This is a genomic window from Bacteroidales bacterium, assembly GCA_022647615.1.
In the GTDB taxonomy this organism is placed as follows: Bacteria; Bacteroidota; Bacteroidia; order Bacteroidales; family UBA932; genus Egerieousia.
Window position 1 is genome coordinate 1106761 of the sequence record JALCKZ010000001.1, and the last position, 18548, is coordinate 1125308.

Annotated in this window: 14 protein-coding genes; 9 read left to right on the forward strand and 5 right to left on the reverse strand. The window is 42.4% G+C overall.

What is annotated here, in order from left to right:
* Positions 1-51 precede the first annotated feature (51 nt).
* The 5 genes from der to yihA are packed head-to-tail and all read right to left on the reverse strand — an operon-like array spanning position 52 to position 4194.
* Positions 52-1359: a ribosome biogenesis GTPase Der gene (der, locus tag LKM37_04780; protein ID MCI1720315.1), complete on the reverse strand. Its 1308-nt coding sequence runs from the start codon at positions 1357-1359 to the stop codon at positions 52-54.
* Positions 1360-1382: 23 nt separating this feature from the next.
* Positions 1383-1667: a hypothetical protein gene (locus tag LKM37_04785; GenBank protein ID MCI1720316.1), complete on the reverse strand. Its 285-nt coding sequence runs from the start codon at positions 1665-1667 to the stop codon at positions 1383-1385.
* Between the two features lie 21 nt (positions 1668-1688).
* A complete protein-coding gene (gene nadE / locus LKM37_04790) occupies positions 1689-2537 on the reverse strand; it encodes an NAD(+) synthase (GenBank protein MCI1720317.1) in 849 nt (282 codons plus the stop codon).
* Positions 2538-2576: 39 nt separating this feature from the next.
* Positions 2577-3524, reverse strand: a complete 948-nt coding sequence (locus LKM37_04795; protein MCI1720318.1) for a ribose-phosphate pyrophosphokinase — start codon at positions 3522-3524, stop codon at positions 2577-2579.
* Positions 3525-3546: 22 nt separating this feature from the next.
* Positions 3547-4194 (reverse strand): ribosome biogenesis GTP-binding protein YihA/YsxC, encoded by a 648-nt coding sequence (yihA, locus tag LKM37_04800; protein ID MCI1720319.1) that lies wholly within the window; start codon positions 4192-4194, stop codon positions 3547-3549.
* A 113-nt stretch (positions 4195-4307) separates the two neighbouring features.
* Between yihA and xseA the strand changes: the two genes are divergently transcribed.
* From xseA to LKM37_04845, 9 genes are all read left to right on the forward strand, one after another.
* Complete coding sequence (gene xseA / locus LKM37_04805; protein ID MCI1720320.1) at positions 4308-5633, forward strand: exodeoxyribonuclease VII large subunit; 1326 nt, start codon at positions 4308-4310, stop codon at positions 5631-5633.
* Positions 5634-5639: 6 nt separating this feature from the next.
* Positions 5640-5825: an exodeoxyribonuclease VII small subunit gene (gene xseB / locus LKM37_04810; protein MCI1720321.1), complete on the forward strand. Its 186-nt coding sequence runs from the start codon at positions 5640-5642 to the stop codon at positions 5823-5825.
* A complete protein-coding gene (locus LKM37_04815) occupies positions 5822-7903 on the forward strand; it encodes an alpha-amylase family glycosyl hydrolase (GenBank protein MCI1720322.1) in 2082 nt (693 codons plus the stop codon). The genes xseB and LKM37_04815 overlap by 4 nt, the downstream gene beginning before the upstream one ends.
* 94 nt (positions 7904-7997) lie before the next feature.
* Positions 7998-10121, forward strand: a complete 2124-nt coding sequence (locus LKM37_04820) for an amylo-alpha-1,6-glucosidase (protein MCI1720323.1) — start codon at positions 7998-8000, stop codon at positions 10119-10121.
* Positions 10118-11425 (forward strand): glycosyltransferase family 4 protein, encoded by a 1308-nt coding sequence (locus LKM37_04825; protein MCI1720324.1) that lies wholly within the window; start codon positions 10118-10120, stop codon positions 11423-11425. The genes LKM37_04820 and LKM37_04825 overlap by 4 nt, the downstream gene beginning before the upstream one ends.
* 60 nt (positions 11426-11485) lie before the next feature.
* Positions 11486-12958, forward strand: coding sequence for a glycoside hydrolase family 57 protein (locus tag LKM37_04830; protein MCI1720325.1), 1473 nt, complete (start codon positions 11486-11488; stop codon positions 12956-12958).
* On the forward strand, positions 12955-17217 hold the full coding sequence (gene glgP, locus LKM37_04835; GenBank protein MCI1720326.1) for an alpha-glucan family phosphorylase: 4263 nt from the start codon (positions 12955-12957) through the stop codon (positions 17215-17217). Before LKM37_04830 ends, glgP begins: the two co-directional genes overlap by 4 nt.
* Positions 17218-17220: 3 nt before the next feature.
* Positions 17221-18162 (forward strand): bifunctional riboflavin kinase/FAD synthetase, encoded by a 942-nt coding sequence (locus tag LKM37_04840; GenBank protein MCI1720327.1) that lies wholly within the window; start codon positions 17221-17223, stop codon positions 18160-18162.
* Positions 18163-18176: 14 nt separating this feature from the next.
* Positions 18177-18479, forward strand: coding sequence for a hypothetical protein (locus tag LKM37_04845; GenBank protein ID MCI1720328.1), 303 nt, complete (start codon positions 18177-18179; stop codon positions 18477-18479).
* Positions 18480-18548 lie beyond the last annotated feature (69 nt).

Sequence of the window (18548 nt, forward strand, 5' to 3'; positions counted from 1 at the left end):
AGTTCCCGATTTGAGTAAAAAATGACTTATAAATTGGAAGTTTGAGCGAGTTTATTTTTGCCTCAAAAAAATGTTGACCGGGCAGCCTGTGAATTTGAAGTGACTGCGTAACTTGTTCTCCAAGAAGCGTTTGTAAGGGTCTTTGATGTACTGCGGGAGGTTGCAGAAAAATGCGAATGAAGGAGTCTTTGTGGGCAGCTGGGTTACGAATTTTATCTTGATATCTTTACCCTTGTACATAGGCGGCTGATGGCTTTCTATCTCCGGCAGCAAAGCCTCATTTAACTTGGCCGTAGGAATTTTTCTGGAGTAATTTTGATAGACCTCCATGGCCTCTTTTAGAACATCAAATATTCTCTGTTTGTTTATGACTGAAGTAAATATGATAGGGACATCGTTAAACGGAGCAATTTTTTCCAGAATGGATTCTTTAAAATCTTTCATGGTTTGGCTGTCCTTTTCTACTGTGTCCCACTTGTTTACGACAAATACGCATCCTTTCCCGTTCTTCTGGATCAGGTAGAATATATTCATGTCCTGCGCTTGAATTCCTTCCTGCGCATCTATCATCAGTATGCAGATATCTGAATTTTCTATGCTGCGAACGGCACGCATAACTGAGTAGAATTCAAGGTCTTCCGTTACCTTGTTTTTCTTTCTCAATCCTGCCGTATCCACAATCATAAAGTCATAGCCAAATTTATTGTACCTGGTACTTATTGAATCTCTGGTAGTTCCGGCTACCGGGGTAACGATATTTCTATCAGTTCCAAGCAGCGCATTTGTCATAGAAGATTTTCCTACATTAGGTCTCCCCACAATAGTAATCTTTGGAAGCTTCTCAAGTTCAGCATCTTCCTCTTTTGGCTTTGGCAGCACTTCACAAATTTTATCCATCAAATCTCCGGTCCCTCCTCCATCTGCCGCAGCAATGCTGTAAGGTTCTCCAAGTCCAAACCTGTTGAATTCATAAGACCCGTACATTTTATCTCCTGTGTCAACCTTGTTAACGGCCAGAATTACAGGCTTTTTACAACGTCTCAGAATATCCGCAATCTCTTCATCATAATCTGTTATGCCGGTGTCAACATCGCACATGAACAAAATTACATCCGCTTCATCAATTGCTGCAAGTACTTGTTTCCTAATCTCTTTCTCAAAGACATCATCTGAATTGGAAGTGTATCCTCCGGTATCAATAACAGAAAAAGTTTTGCCGCACCACTCACATTTGCCGTAGTGGCGGTCTCTTGTGACTCCGGCTTCTTTATCTACAATTGCTCTCCTCTCTCCAACCATTCTGTTGAAAAGCGTTGATTTGCCCACGTTTGGACGTCCTACTATTGCAACAATTCCCATATTTTTTTCCTCCCGACAGGGTATTATTTAATTAATTTCTTAAGCGCGCAATCTGCTGAGGTGCAGCCGCTGCACTCCTCATCCATTGCATTTTTTATTTTGTGCGCACCGCTCTTTTTCTTTCCAGATGCATCTCCCCATATAGCCTCGTCCTCTTCTTTCATGCAGACCACTCCGCGTTTTCTAAGCTCTTTATTATGAGATATTTCACCATCAGGAAACTCTCCGTTCTTTTTAAAAATAATATTAATGCAGAGCCCGAACACGCAAAGCGCAACAATCACTACGGAGATTAATATTACCTTCATATAAAATTGATATTCAAAGTTTTATAAGAGCCACTTCTCTTTGTACCCAATCGGCTTGCTGCTTATATTAAGGATAGGAGGGAGCTGATGAACTTTAAATGAAGACTTGCTCATGAGTTCCGTAATCCTCTTAATAACAGCCTTGTCGGCGCCATCTTTAATAAGCTGCGCTGCGCTCTTTCCGCCCTCGTTCATTGCGTAAAGAAGGGGGTCCATAATTTCATACTCAGGAAGTGAATCTGAATCTTTTTGCCCGGGATGAAGTTCCGCTGAAGGCGCCTTTGTAAGCGTAGATTGCGGAATAACTTCATTGTTATTGCTGTTAATGTAATATGCTAATTCATAGATATCTCCCTTGTACAAATCTGCAATCGGCATCAATGCTCCCGCCAAATCTCCATACAAAGTACCATATCCCATGCAAAGCTCGCTCTTGTTGGATGTGTTGATAACCAATGCATTAAACTTGTTAGAGTAAGCCATCAGGAGATTTGCGCGGATTCTGGCCTGCAAATTTTCCTCCGCAACATTCCATTTGTTGTGCAGGCCAAACACAGGTTCCAGTTCCCTCATATACCTTTTGTAGATTTCTCCAATAGCAACTACATCATATTTAATGCCCAGATTCTCAGCCAAATCCACGGCATCTTGAATAGAGTGCAATGTGGAAAACTCACTTGGCATCATAAAGGCGTGCATATTGTCAACCCCAAGAGCCTCCGTAGCAAGCACTCCCACAACGGCAGAATCAATCCCGCCGCTCAATCCAAGAATTGCCCTCTTTACTTTACAATCTGCAAAATATTTTCTGATTCCCTCAACCAGGGTATCATGAATTTGGTCAATTGTAAACTCCTTATGAATAAGCATGTTGCAAAAAGATATTAAACTGTCGGGAGAAAAAATTCTCTAATAAATAAAACTTGTAGAGAAAGATTTATCCTTATATACTTTGTCAATTACGTCTCCAAATAGCTCAGCGACAGATACTACCTTAATCTTGCTTGTGTCTGCTCCTTCCGGTGCGCGCAAAGGAATTGTGTCTGTTACTACAAGCTCCTTAAGCGGAGATTGTGATATGTGCTCGTATGCCGCTCCGCTCAAAACAGCGTGCGTTGCCAAAGCTCTGACGCTCTTTGCTCCCTTGTCCATCAGCATTTTAGCAGCTTTGCACATTGTGCCGGCAGTATCTACCATATCATCAACAATTACAACATTTCTCCCCTCAACATCTCCAATTGCTGTCATTGAGCCAACAACATTTGCTCTCTCCCTGCTCTTGTGGCATATAATCATTGGGCATCCTAAAATTCTTGCATAAGCATTTGCCCTCTTTGCACTTCCCATATCGGGAGCTGCAATTGACATATCCTTAATTTTTAAAGAGCGCAAGTACGGCATAAAGATGGAGCTTGCATATATGTGATCTACAGGGAAATCAAAGAATCCCTGAATTTGGTCTGCGTGCAAATCTGCAGTCATCACGCGGTCGCACCCTGCGGCAGCAAGAAGATTGGCAACCAGCTTGGCTCCGATGGAAACCCTTGGGCGGTCTTTGCGGTCCTGTCTTGCCCAGCCAAAATATGGCATAACGGCAATTACCTTATAAGCAGAAGCTCTGCGCGCTGCGTCAATAAGCAGCAGCAGCTCCATAAGGTTTTCTACAGGAGGGAATGTAGAGCATACAATGAAAAGCGTATTTCCTCTTACGCTCTCCAAGTAAATAGGCTGAAATTCTCCATCGCTAAACGCGGTGACTTCAGCTTTTCCCAAATCCATTTTTAAAGACTTTGCAATTCTCTCCGCAAGGTATCTGGAGTTTCTTGTAGAGAAAATTTTTATAGGATGTTCCATGATGATGATATTTTTTATAGTTAGATTAGTTGTGTTTAATTGAATTCAAAATTTCATCTATGTAATTGAGTATCTCCTCTTTGCCTGTCCCTTTCTCTGCGGAGCTGATAAAGCACGGCGGCAATTCTTCCCAATATTCCAGCAACTCTTTTTTTATACTCCCGACAGATTTTTTTACCGCTTCCTTTCCCAGTTTATCCGCTTTTGTAAAAATAATCGCAAAAGGAATCTGCGCTTTTCCAAGGCTCTGCATAAACACCAAATCCATCTGCTGCAAGGAGTGTCTGGAATCAATCAAAACAAAAAGATTAACAAGCTCTTTGGAGTTGTTAATAAATTCATTGTTCATTTTTGCCAGCGCGTCTCTTTGCGGTTTTGGAATTTTAGCAAAACCATAACCAGGAAGGTCTACCAGATACCAGCTGCCGTCTATCATAAAATGATTCACCAAAACTGTCTTGCCCGGCGATGATGACGTCTTTGCCAGCTCTTTTAAAACAACTTTTCTCTCTTTTGTTCCGTCCAGCTTCTGCGCTCCTCCGCATAACATGTTGATTAAGGAGGACTTACCCACATTGGACCTTCCAATAAACGCAAATTCAGGGAGTTTCTGCTTTGGCTTATTATTAATGTTAGTGCTGCTTCCGGCAAAAACCGCTTTTGTAATTTTCATCTCTCTGGATTTGTGGCAAATTTAAGAAAAAATCAGAGATTTGTTGTAAATTGCAGAGCGTTTGGGCGGGAAGAAATCACCGTTTTATCAACAATTTTTTAGAGGGGGAATAAATGGCTGAATATAAATTAAATATGGTAGATGAGGATGAGGAGCTGAGCGACGGTGCTGCGTCAGAAGAGCGTTATACTCTCTCAGAATTTTTAGAGGAAATTGAGACAGAGATAGAGAGTTCATTTTCTGACTCGCGATGGGTAGCGGCTGAAATCAGCAGCGTTACAAACAACTGGCCAGGCGGACATTGCTACATGGAGCTTGTGCAGACGGAAGAGGGAGGAGATAAGGTGATAGCAAAGGCAAGAGCTACAATTTGGAGAGAGAAGAACAGATTGCTTACTCCTCTGTTCCGGGAGACTGCCGGAGGAGATTTAAGAGGCGGAATAAAAATTTTAGTTAAGGTAAAAGCTACTTTCTCAGCTGTTTACGGATTCTCGCTTAACATAGTTAACATAGAACCTTCTTTTACGCTTGGGGATATGGAGGCGCGCAAGCAGCAGACTATCAAGCGTCTGGAGAAGGAGGGACTGATTAACCGGAATAAAGAGCTGGCTATTCCCGCTCTTCCATGCAGGATTGCAATAGTTTCCTCTGAAGGTGCCGCCGGCTACGGAGACTTTATGAAGCATATTAAGGAAGGCTCTGTGAATGAGCAAAATCAGGTGGAATCCGTACGCTTTAAAACAGAACTCTTTGAGGCTCCAATGCAAGGCGCGGAGGCTCCGGCAGGCATTGCAAAAGCCTTTGCCCTAATAGCAGAACGTCAGAAAGAATTTGATATTGTGGCGCTTATCCGCGGAGGAGGAAGCCAGATGGATTTGTCCTGCTTTGACGAATACCTTGTAGCAAAGGCAATTGCGGAGTGCCCGCTTCCTGTTGTGACAGGCGTAGGTCACGATAGGGATGTCCACATTTGTGATATAGTTGCCAGTCACCCTGTTAAAACTCCAACAGCCGCAGCCGCTTTTCTGTTAGATATTTTTTCTGCTGAGAGGCAAAAAATCGGAGAGTTTGGAGATAGGGTGCAAAAAGCTGTCAATCTGTATTTTGAAAAAGAGGACCAAAAGCTGGAGAAGCTTGTTTCCAGAGTTACCTTTATCTGCGGAACCGCAGTGCTAAGGCAGCAGAACATGCTGGAACAAAAGAGAATAGCTATCGGGAATATAATAGCAAAATACTTCACTCTAAAAGAGAATGAGATTAAGCTGCTGGAACAGAGGCTGCTAAGCTCCAGCCCTATGAAGATTTTGGAGAAGGGGTACAGCGTTATTTTTGCGGATGGGCGCAAGGCTGTATCTGTCAATGATATACATGATGGTTCTCATCTGCGCATTATGATGCGGGATGGAGAAGTTAGTGTGATTGTAAAAAAAGAAAAATAGAAAATTATGGCGGAAGAGAAACAAACTTATGAGCAGGCGGTGCAGGAACTGAATGCTCTTGTGAAGAAGATTGAGAATCCAAATGTCTCATTTACAGAGTTGGAGAGCGGCCTGAAGCGGGCCATGGAATTGATTAAGTTTTGCAAGGAGGAATTGCAGGGCTACAAGGAAAAGTTTGATAATATTAAATGAGAATTTTTGAAAGAGATTCATATTTAGAGCCTTACAAGAAGATTATCACGGAGAGATATCAACGCCTGATAATTGCCAAGGAGACTATTGCGGGTTACGGAAACACACTGTCGTCCGCAGTAAATAATCATCTCTTTTACGGAGTTCATGCGGAGAAAAATTTCAGGGTTTTCCGCGAGTGGGCTCCTAATGCTTCAAATATCTGGGTGATAGGTGATTTCAATGGCTGGAAAAAGTTTGATGATTGGAAGATGTATAAGATTGCGGGGGGGAGAATTTTGGAGAGTTATGCTACTGCTGCGGATGGTTGGAGCGGTGACTGGGAGCTCAAGGTCCCGATAGATTCTGCTCCTCACGGTTCTTTGTTCAAGTGGATAGTGCAGTGGAATAATAGCGGCGGAAATGATGAGAGCGGCGGAACATCTGAAGGTGAGAGGATTCCGGCATACGCAACAAGGTGCGTGCAGGATGCCGCCACAAAAATTTTTTCTGCTCAAATTTGGGACCCGGCGAAACCTTATAAGTGGAGATATAAATTTGAGGGTGAAAAATCAGAGCGCAAGAATCCTCTTGTGTATGAGGCGCATATAGGAATGAGCGGAGAGAAGGAGGGAATAGCAATATTTGCAGATTTTAAAAAAGACGTTCTGCCCCGCATAAAGAAATTGGGATATAATACCCTGCAAATTATGGCTTTGCAGGAGCATCCATATTATGGTTCTTTTGGGTATCAGGTCTCCAGCTTTTTTGCATTGAGCTCCCGCTTTGGGACTCCGGAAGATTTTAAGAGTCTTGTGGATACTGCTCATTCTATGGGGATTGCGGTGGTGATGGATATAGTGCATTCCCATGCCGTAAAAAATGAGGTAGAGGGGCTCTCTAATTTTGACGGTACAAAAACTCTCTATTTTCATGCCGGTCCGCGGGGAGAACATCCCGCCTGGGGCACGCGATGTTTTGATTACGGAAAGCCGCAAACTATTTTCTTCTTGCTGTCAAACTGCAAGTTCTGGATGCAGGAGTATCATCTGGACGGTTTCAGATTTGACGGAATTACCAGCATGATTTACCGGGACCACGGTCTTGGCAAATCTTTTACTTCCTATGAAGATTACTTTAATGCAAATGTGGATGATGACGCAATTACATATCTTGGGCTTGCGAACATCTTGGTGCATGAGATTAAACATGAGGCAATTACAATAGCAGAGGATATGAGCGGAATGCCCGGCCTTGCGGCTCCTCGGGCCGAGTACGGGACCGGTTTTGATTTCCGCATGAGCATGGGAGTTGCGGATCACTGGATAAAGTGGATTAAGGAACTGCCTGATGAACAGTGGAATGTGGGGGATATGTATTGGGAACTTGTCCGCAAGAGAGAGGATGAGAAAACGATAAGTTATGCCGAGTGCCATGACCAGGCAATGGTTGGAGATAAGACAATTATTTTCCGGCTGCTGGACAAAGAGATGTATGACAAAATGAACCTTACTTCTAAAAGTCTTGTAATTGACAGGGGCATAGCGCTTCACAAGATGATAAGGTTGCTCACGATAGCTACCGCCGGGGATGGGTATTTGAATTTTATGGGGAATGAGTTTGGTCATCCAGAGTGGATAGATTTTCCAAGAGAGGGAAACAACTGGTCCTATTTTTATGCTCGCAGGCAGTGGTCATTGTGCGATAATAAATTGTTAAGATACAGCAGTTTGAATAATTTTGACGCTGCAATGATTTCTCTTTTCCGCAGCGGAGAAATTCTCTGCAGCCGCCCTGTCTCTATTTACAATGACATTCAAAATCAAGTAATTATACTATCGCGAGGAAAATATTTATTTGCTTTTAACTTCTCGCCTTCCGGCTCTTATGAGAAATATATTTGTTCTACGGGAGCGGCGGCAAGAGAGGGGGCAAAGTGGCAGCAAGTTCTTGATACCGATTGGAAAGAGTTTGACGGATTTGAGAGAAATGAGAGAAAAGTTGCTCACAAGGAGGAGTTTGGGGCGGACGAGTCCGGCAGAGGAAAGATTTCTCTCTACCTTCCTTCACGCACCGCTCAGGTATTGAGGATGATGTAAGGGCTTGCAACTTTTTGGTAATAAAAGCGTGCACTTTAGCCGAAAGTTGCTCTGTTTTTACAAGTTAGAATTCAGTTTTGTAAATTTGCGGCATATGGCATATTTGGAATTTAATAAGGAAAAGCTGGTGAATCTGGAGTATTCTCTTGCAAGAGAGATTCTTCTTTCTAACCGCGCAGGAGGTTATGTAAACACTACTATTGTCTGTTGCAATACCAGAAAGTATCATGGGCTTCTGGTAGTCCCGATAGATAATTTTGGAGGTGAGAAGCATATTCTGCTCTCTAATATTCATGAGAGCCTTGTTCAGCACGGCAAATGCTTTAACCTTGGAATTGCTTCATACGGAGCTGTTTATGAACCAAGAGGACATAAGTATATTGTAGATTTTCAGATGAACTATTCATCTACAATCACTTATCAGGTTGGAGATATGCTGTTTAGCAAGACTATTATGTTTGTGCGGGAGACGGAAGAGGTTCTTATTAAATATACTTTGCTTGAGTCTCCTTCAACCGCAACTCTGAGGCTTAAACCGTTTTTGGCTTTCCGTAATATTCATGCTCTTACAAAAGCAAATACTGATGCGGATACCCGCTTCACGCCCGCTGATAATGGCGTTGCATTTTGTATGTATAAAGGTTTTCCTACTCTAAATCTGCAACTTAGCAAGAAGAATGATTGGGTGGCATGTCCGGATTGGTATTATAATATTGTGTACAAGGAGGAGAGCAGAAGGGGTTTTGATGACAGAGAGGATTTATTTGTACCGGGTTATTTTGAGGTGCCGATTAAAAAAGGGGAGAGCATTATTCTCTCCGCAAGCACTTCTCCTGCAATCTCTAAAGAGCTGATTTCCAGGTTTGCTGAGGAAATAAAGAAAAGGGACAACCGCCGCAACAGCTATGATGATTGTATGAAAATAGCGGGCAAGCAGTTCATAATCAGGAACAACGGCGAGTATAGCATTTGCAGCGGATATTCTTGGGATTATGAGTGTCTCCGCGACAGTTTTATTGCGCTGCCTGGTTTGACTGTTTACAATGACGGGGATGAGGAGAAATTCCACAAGGTGATGGAGAACGCATGTACGCAAAAACTAAATCAGCTTGTTGCCCCTTCAAATCAGCCGGATACTCCTTTGTGGATGTTTAAAACTTTGCAAGAGTATCAGGATTGGAAAGATGATTTTTGGAAATTCAATGATTCAAATAAAGTGGATGTCTCTGTGAAAGAGAGAGTTCAGAAGGATATTTGGAAGAGGTACGGGAAAGTGATGAGGGAGATTCTTGAATCATTTTTAGATGGACGAAGAGATGAAATAAAGCTCCACGGCAACGGATTGCTTTGGGCAAAGAAAACAGATACGGCTCTTTCATGGATGAATGTTTATGATGTGAATAAGAAGCCGATTACAGAGAGGGGAGGATATCAGGTGGAGGTTAATGCCTTATGGTACAATGCATTGTGCTACTACACAGAACTTGATGAAAAATTTGGAGATGGAAATTTTGCCAGGCACATTGCTCCGGTTATCAAATCCATAAAGGATAATTATTACAATTATTTTTGGAGTGAAGAGAGGGGGCACCTTGCAGACTATGTAGATGAGGAGGGACAGAATATTTATACTCGTCCTAACCAGCTGATGGCCTGCTCTGTACCGTACTCGCCAATAGAAGATGAGGTCAAAATGAAAGTGCTGGAATCTGTCGGGAGAGAACTTCTTACAACAAGAGGAATAAGAACTTTGTCTCCTAAGAATCCGCTGTATAAGGGTGTGTATGAGGGGAATCAGTCTGCAAGGGATTATGCTCATCACAATGGATGCGCATATCCTTGGATTTTAGGACCTTATATAAATTCTTGCTTGAGACTTCAGGGAAAATTCTGGATTTCAAAAGGGATGCATTTGATACATGCTTTTGAGGAGGATATGACGGTTCACGGAATAGGCACTATCTCTGAAATGTATGATGGAAATCCTCCGTTCCTGCCTCACGGATGTATATCTTTTGCTAATAGCGTAGGAGAGTTGATTAGAGCAAAATATATGCTTTCCAGATTCGGAAGCAAGGAACCGCTTCCGGTTCCTCACCCTGTTGGTGCAGAGTGTGTTACCGGCAGCGTTAAAGAGAAGAGCGCCAATAAGAAAGCCGGCAAAAAGAGAGTTCCCGCAGCAGCCGGCAAAGTCAAAAAGGGAGGGGTGAAGAGATGAGAGTTTTAATGTTTGGATGGGAATTTCCTCCCCATATTAGCGGAGGTCTTGGAACTGCTTGTTATGGAATCACAAAGGGATTGTCAAACAATGGAGTTGAGGTTCTGTTTGTTATGCCGTCAGCAAGCGGAGATGAGGATGCTAGCGCAGCACATATCATAAATGCATCTGATGTCTCTTTTGAGAAGAGCTGGACAAAAGTGAGCGACTTTTTTAAGAATGTAAAATTTTTAAAAGTTAGCAGCACTTTAGTTCCGTATGTAGATCCCGATGAGTTTAAAAGGCTAACTGTAAAGGAGATAGAAGAGCGCCGAAAAAAATCTGAATATGAAATGTTCAGAGTAAGGTACGGAGACAAATATAAGTTCAGCGGAAAATACGGAACCAATTTGATGGAGGAGGTTGCGCGCTACGCTATGGTCGCAGCTTCTATTGCGGCTCAAAATGATTTTGATGTCATTCATGCTCACGATTGGCTTACTTATGCGGCGGGAATTGCTGCAAAAAATATCTCCGGGAAGCCTCTTGTAGTTCATGTACATGCAACGGAGTTTGACAGAAGCGGAGACAATGTGAATCAGATAGTTTATGACATTGAGAGGATGGGAATGCAGGCGGCTGACAAAGTGATAACCGTGAGCAATCTTACCCGCAACATTGTTATTAGCAAATATGGAGTTGACCCAAAGAAAGTTGTGACCGTGCACAATGCGGTAGATTTTTCCGCCTACAAAAAGATGGATGTGCAAAGGGGTGTAGATGAGAAGATTGTAACATTTCTTGGACGCATCACTTTTCAGAAAGGGCCGGAATATTTTATAGAGGCTGCTGCAAAAGTTTTAAAGAAATATAATGGAGTCAGATTTGTGATGGCGGGCAACGGAGATTTGATGAACCGCTCAATTAGGCGTGTGGCAAGACTTGGAATTGCAGACCGTTTTCATTTTACCGGATTTTTAAAGGGATCTGACGTACGCAAGATGTTTTCTTATTCAGATGTTTACGTAATGCCATCTGTGTCAGAACCTTTTGGTATTTCTCCTCTGGAGGCCATGAAGTCAAATGTTCCCGTTATTATTTCTAAGCAGAGCGGAGTAGCGGAAGTTTTGAAGTATGCTCTTAAGGTAGATTTTTGGGATATAGACGCCTTGGCGGATTCTATTTATGCGCTGCTTAATTATCCTGCAATCTCAAAGATGAGCGTAAGATGCGGTGCGGATGAGGTTAACAGGCTAAAATGGGATAATGCTGCGCTTAAGATAAAAGATATTTATTCTCAGGTAATTGCAGAGGCAAAAAGGTAATTGCGCATCCCTGAAATTTGCGCGGAATTTTTATTAAGAAGTTAAGTAAAAACAAGTAATATGGAAAAGTCTTTATGCATGTACTTCCAGGTTCATCAGCCGGACAGATTGCGCCTGTACAGATTTTTTGATATAGGCATAGATAGCCATTACTATGATGAGTTTGCAAACAGGACAATTTTGCGCAGAGTTGCCCAGAAGTGCTATCTCCCTATGAACAAGCTGCTTCTGGAACTGATAAAACAAAACAAGGGCGAGTTTAAAGTCGCATTTTCCATAAGCGGAGTTGCGCTTGAGCAGTTTAGAAAACATTGTCCGGAAGTTTTAGACAGTTTTAAAAAATTGGCCGAGACTGGTTGCGCGGAATTTCTTGCAGAGACTTACTACCATTCTCTTGCCTCTTTAAAAAGTATGGAAAGCTTTAGGTATCAGATTAATCTGCATGCGGAGACAATCAAGAAATATTTTGGCGTTGCTCCAAAAGCTTTTAGAAATACAGAGCTTATTTATTCAGATGAGATAGGTGCCGCCGTTGCGTCCATGGGTTATAATACTATGCTGGCAGAGGGGGCAAAACATATTCTTGGCTGGAAGAGTCCTAACTTTGTATACACCAATGCAATAAATCCGCGTCAGAAATTATTGCTTAGAAATTTTGGATTGAGTGATGATATAGCATTCAGATTTTCAGATAGAAGCAATCCTTCATGGCCTATTACCGCAGAAAAATATGCCGGATGGGTTAATGATGCGGCAAAGGGAGATGATGTAATAAATCTATTTATGGATTATGAAACTTTTGGAGAGCACCAGGGAGTGCAAAGCGGAATATTTGATTTTATGAGAGCTTTGCCGGGTGCTGTTTTAAAGGGAACCAAGATAAAATTCAGAACTCCTTCAGAGGTTACGGAAATTCATCAGCCTGTTGCTCCGCTGCATGTTCCGTTTGCAATTTCATGGGCGGATGAGGAGCGCGATACCAGCGCATGGCTCGGCAATGAGCTTCAGAATGAGGCTTTTGAGAAGCTTTACGCTTTGGAGAAAAATGTGCTTGCATCCGGGAGCCAGACTCTTATATCAGATTTTGGCAAGCTGCAGGAGAGTGATCATTTTTATTATATGTGCACAAAGTTTTTCTCTGACGGAGCTGTGCACAAATATTTCAATCCGTACAATACTCCTTATGAGGCGTTCATTAATTACATGAATGTCTTGAGCGATTTTGAAATAAGAGTAAAGAAATCTGCAAAAGGGGATGTCGCGCAGCCGGAAAAAACTGAGGCTGAAAAGGTTGAGAAACCAGCTGCGTCAAAGCCTAAAGAGGCTGTGGCAAAGAGAGTTGCAGTAAAGAAGAAAATGGCAAAGGCTGTGAAGCCGGCTGAGAAAAAAAAGAAAGTAACTGTTAAAAAAGAGAGCGCGGAGAGTAAGAAAAAAGTTGCCGCGGAAAAAAGAAAAGAGCAGGCTGAAATATTGAAGCTTGTAAAAAAAGCGACGGCAAAAACAACTGTCGGGAAAAAAAAGAGTAGCAAATGATTCAAGGTAAAATAGAAAAGGCGGACTACCTGTTTGAGGTTAGCTGGGAAGTCTGCAACAAGGTTGGCGGCATCCATACCGTCATTGCAACAAAAGCACATAATCTTAGTAAGGAATACGGGAAAAACCACATATTGATAGGTCCTGATATCTGGATGGAAACTAAAAAAAATCCGGAGTTCTCAGAGGATCAGACTCTGTTTCATTCATGGAGGAAACAAGCTGCGGATGAGGGGCTTAGAGTGAGGATAGGAAGATGGAACGTTGCGGGAAAACCTATCGCGATTCTTGTAGATTTTTCCTCTTTTATCACTAGAAAAGATGAGATTTTTGCAAAGCTGTGGGAAGACTTTAAACTGGATTCTATTAGCGGGCAATGGGATTATGTAGAGCCTACTCTTTTTGGGTTCGCGACGGGTAAGGTCATTGAGAGTTTTGTGAACTTTTATATGCAGCCGCATCATAAGGTTGTAGCTCAGTTCCATGAATGGATGAGTGCTGCCGGACTGCTTTATATAAAGCACCAGAATCTTGCAATAGGAACCGTATTTACAACTCATGCAACGGTTGTTGGAAGATGTCTTGCCTGCAATAATATGCCGCTGTATGACTCTATAAATCTGTATGATGCAGATGAGAAGGCAAGGCAGTTTAATGTTGTTGCAAAGCATTCCCTGGAGAAGACGGCGGCTCAAAATGCGGATGTGTTTACAACGGTCAGCAATATTACGGCAAATGAGTGCGAACTGTTTTTAAAACGCAAGCCGGATTTCATAACTCCAAACGGATTTGACAGTATCATTGCACCTGCGGAGGGAGAGTGTGATAAAGTACGTTCAGCTGCAAGGCAGCTAATGCTGTTTATAGCATCAAAGATGTATAATATTGATTATCCGGATGATACTGTAATAATTGGGATAAGCGGAAGATATGAATATAAGAACAAGGGCATTGATGTTTTTCTAGATGCCATTGACAAACTAAAAAATGAGGGATGGAAGGGGAGAAAGATTCTTGCATTTGTGATGATACCGGCCGGCAACAACGGCCCCGATAAAGACTTGGCAGCCAAGCTGGAAGGAAAAGGCAGCGAGAATTACAAAACATACATCACCCACTATTTGGCTAATGGAGAGTATGATGCAATCCTTAACAGGATGAGGCCTTTTAATTTTGATCCTGAAAAAGATGATGTCAGCGTAGTTTATGTTCCAACTTATCTGAACGGAAATGACGGAATCTTTAATAAGTCATACTATGACATTCTTCCTGGGATGGATTTGACAGTATTTCCATCTTATTATGAACCATGGGGTTACACTCCTCTGGAGAGTCTGGCGTTTAAAGTTCCTACAATAACAACATCGCTTGCAGGGTTTGGCGTCTGGGTAAATGACAACTACAAAAAAGAGCATCCCGGAATTGCAATTTTGCAACGCAATGATTCTAATTACGGACAAGTTGTTGATGGAGTTGTTGCAAAGATAAAAGAGGTTGCAAGTCTTAATGATGCGCAAGAGAAAGATTATAAGGCAAATGCAAAGGATGTCTCATCTGTCTCTTTGTGGGATAACGTAATAGTTTATTACAAGAGCGCTTACATTAAAGCTTTGGAAGAGGTTGTTAAACGCAACGGAGCATTTCCTGAATTTGTTGAGGAACCGGAGCAGGAGGTAAAGAAATTTAATGTAGAACCTCCTCAGTGGAAGCAGCTTATGATTAAGAAGTCTCTTCCCGACAGATTAAAAGGTTTGGATGAACTCTCTAAAAATTTGTGGTGGTGCTGGAATCAGGAGGCAATTGAATTGTTTCAAATTGCAGACCCTGCGCTTTGGAAAAAATCAGAGGGTAATCCAATTGCAATGCTGGATTTGATGGACCTTAAGAAGTATAAGGAACTAGTTGCTAATGAGGAATTTGTGGGAAAACTTGATAGCGTGGTAGAACATTTTCATCAATACATGTCCCTTAAAAAAGATGAGAAAGCGCCTCGCATTGCATACTTCTGCATGGAGTACGGTCTGGATGCTTCATTAAAAATTTACAGCGGCGGACTTGGAATTCTTGCGGGCGATTATTTGAAGGAAGCTTCCGATATGAATGTGAATATGACCGCAATAGGCTTCCTTTACAAGTACGGATACTTCACTCAAAAAATTTCTGCAAACGGAGACCAGATATCACTTTATGATCCTCAGGACTTTAGCATGACTCCGGCTCAGCCTGTAATGGACAATAACGGCAAGTGGCAAAAAGTTTCCGTGGCTTTTCCCGGAAGAAATATTTACGCTCGCATCTGGCAGGTTAGGGTTGGCAGAATAAATTTGTTCCTTTTGGATTCAGACATAGATGACAATTTGCCGGAAGACCGCGGAGTTACGGGGCAGCTTTATGGCGGAGATTGGGAAAACAGATTAAAACAGGAGTTGCTGCTTGGAATAGGCGGTATCAGAGCTCTCAGATTATTAGGTGTTTACGCTGATGTTTATCATTGCAATGAGGGGCATGCCGCATTCACCGGATTGGAGAGATTAAGGGAATACATTCAGAATGATAATCTATCATTTTCAGAGGCGCTTGAGGTTGTACGCAGTTCCTCTTTGTTCACGACTCACACCCCTGTTCCGGCCGGACATGATGCATTCTCAGAAGATATGATGAGAACTTATTTGTCCCATGACCCGGACCATTTGAAAATTTCATGGAATGATATAATGCATCTTGGAAAATTGGACATTAATAATCACGATGAAAAATTCTCCATGAGCAATCTTGCCGCAAATCTTTCACAGGAGGTTAACGGAGTCAGCTGGCTTCACGGAAAAGTGAGCAGAGAAATATTCTCCGGATTGTGGCCGGGATATCTTCCGGAAGAGCTGAATATCAGCTATGTTACAAATGGTGTACACTATTCAACATGGACCGCTCCGGAATGGAAAGAGATTCATGCAAAAGTTTTTGGAAAAGATTTTTCTTCACACCACTATGACCGCAGCTGTTTTCAGGGATTCCGCGATGTTCCGGATGACACAATTTGGTCAGTGCGGAAAAAATTGAAGAAAAAACTTATAGAAAAAGTTAAAGAAATTTTATCTGAGCCAGGCACTGCAAATCCTTATGCTCCTCATGACATTGTCAAGATTAACAGCACGTTAAATGATAAAATACTGACAATCGGATTTGCCCGCAGGTTTGCAACTTACAAGCGCGCCTATCTGCTTTTTACAGATTTAAAGCGGCTGGACCAGATAATTAATAACCCGTCGAGACCTGTACAATTCTTATTTGCAGGAAAGGCGCATCCGGCTGACAAAGCGGGGCAAGATTTAATTAAGAGGATTGTAGAGGTTTCCAAGATGCCGCAGTTTATCGGCAAGATAGTTTTCATTCCTAATTATGATATTTCACTTGCAAAATATCTTGTGCAAGGTGTTGATATCTGGATGAATACGCCAACAAGACCGTTGGAGGCGTCAGGCACCAGCGGAGAGAAAGCCGTGATGAACGGAGTAATGCATTTTTCAGTTCTCGACGGATGGTGGGTAGAAGGATATAAGGAGGGAGCCGGCTGGGCCTTGAAGATGGAGCGCTCTTATAATGACCAGGGATTCCAGGATGAATTGGATGCGGCAACTCTTTACAATATTTTGGAAACTGACATTGCGCCAAGGTATTACGATGTTGACAAGAGGGGAATATCTTCTGCCTGGATTGATACCATCAAGAATTGCGTTGCTGAAGTTGCATGTAATTTTACAACAAACAGGATGATGGAAGATTATCTGAAACAATTTTATATTCCTTTGTGCGCGCGCAAGCACATGCTGATTGAGAAAGATTTTGCAATTGCCAAAGAGATTGCAAGCTGGAAGAGAAGGATGCGCAGGGAATGGTCTGATATAGAACTTGTTTCACAGGCTAAAATAGATACTCCAAGCGGTGTCCTTTTGTTAGGGAAAGAATACAAGGCAAAGATTGTGCTTCAGCTTGGAGAGGTGAGTCCGGATGATTTGGGGTTGGAATTGCTTCTTACGGAGAAGAGTACAAGCGATGTTCTGGATGCGCCAAAGAATGGAGGCGAACTTTCAATCAAGGGAGTGTTCCCGTACAAATTAGAGAGCTTTGATGACGGGAAGGCAACTTATGTTTGCAACCTGATGCCGGAAAAAACCGGTACATATTTGGTGGCGAGCAGGTTGTATGCGTATAATAAACTTATGCCTCACAGGCAGGATTTTGAACTCGTAAAATGGTTGTAAATTATGATAGCAGCAGCTACTGGTTTTTTTGACGGAGTACATTTAGGGCACAGAAAAGTTTTGGCGCGTCTTTGTGAAATTGCAAAGGCTAAGGGAGAGAAAAGCGCCGTGGTAACTTTTTGGCCCCATCCGCGCAGCGTATTGCAGCAACAGGCTTATAATCTGAGACTTCTTACAACTTTGGAAGAAAAGAGAGACCTTATAAAAGATATAGGCGTCAACAGGGTTATCATTCTTAAATTCACAAAAGAGTTCAGCCTTTTGACTACCGAAGAATTTTTAAGCGTATATCTTAAGAAGAAGTACGATATTGACACTCTGGTTATTGGCTATGACCACAAGATAGGACATGATGTTAACGAGACGCAGGAGGAGATGATTCAGATTGCCAATAAGGTTGGCATAGAGGTAGTTAGAGTGGATGAATGCGTCGGCTCCGCAGGTGTGAACCCTGAATTTAAAGGGGGCGAAATTATCAGCAGTACAAAAATTCGTCACATCCTGGAGGCCGGAGATGTAGAGAAGGCCAACTCTTATCTTGGGTATCGATATGGTTTAAAGGGAGTTGTGGTTTCAGGCAAGCAGATAGGGAGAACAATTGGATTCCCGACAGCTAATTTAAAATTATACAATCCGCTTAAGCTTGTTCCGGAAAATGGGGTCTACTCAGTTTATGTTGAGGTCAACGGAAAGACTTACATGGGAATTTGCAACATAGGCGTAAGGCCAACTGTCGGGGACAATAATGAGAAGACGATAGAGACTCACATCCTGGATTTTGACGAGGATATTTACGGACTGGATATGAAGATTGAATTTGCGGGCAGAATGAGGGAGGAGAGTAAATTTGATTCTTTGGAGAGATTGAAGGAGCAGCTTTGCATTGATAAGCAGCAGGCCCGTAATTCCCTTTCCGCCGCGCTGCCGCATATTGTTTTGAGGTAATTGTTTATATTTGTATGCAAAGCAGACAAATTGTAGGTATGAATAACAACTTTTCAGATAGTAATTCTGCAAAAACTTACCGGTACGGACAACCGCAAGGGAACGCCGGTACAGATACGTATGATGCGCAGAGCAACGTAAGCTCCAGCGCAGAGGCAGGAGGCGCGCAAAATCAGAGAAGTGCAGGCGCCGATGCGAATAGTGCGCAGGATTTGGACGGAGAGGAGGTTGACAAGTTTGAGCAGTTTAAAAAAAGGCTGAAAGAACACCCGGAGGATATGATAATCCTGTCGGAGCTGATGAAACCTAAGTTTTAAAAATAATTCTTATATTTGCATAAGTAAAGACGAGGAATTCCGGCCAAACGGGGTTCTTCTTAATTTTTT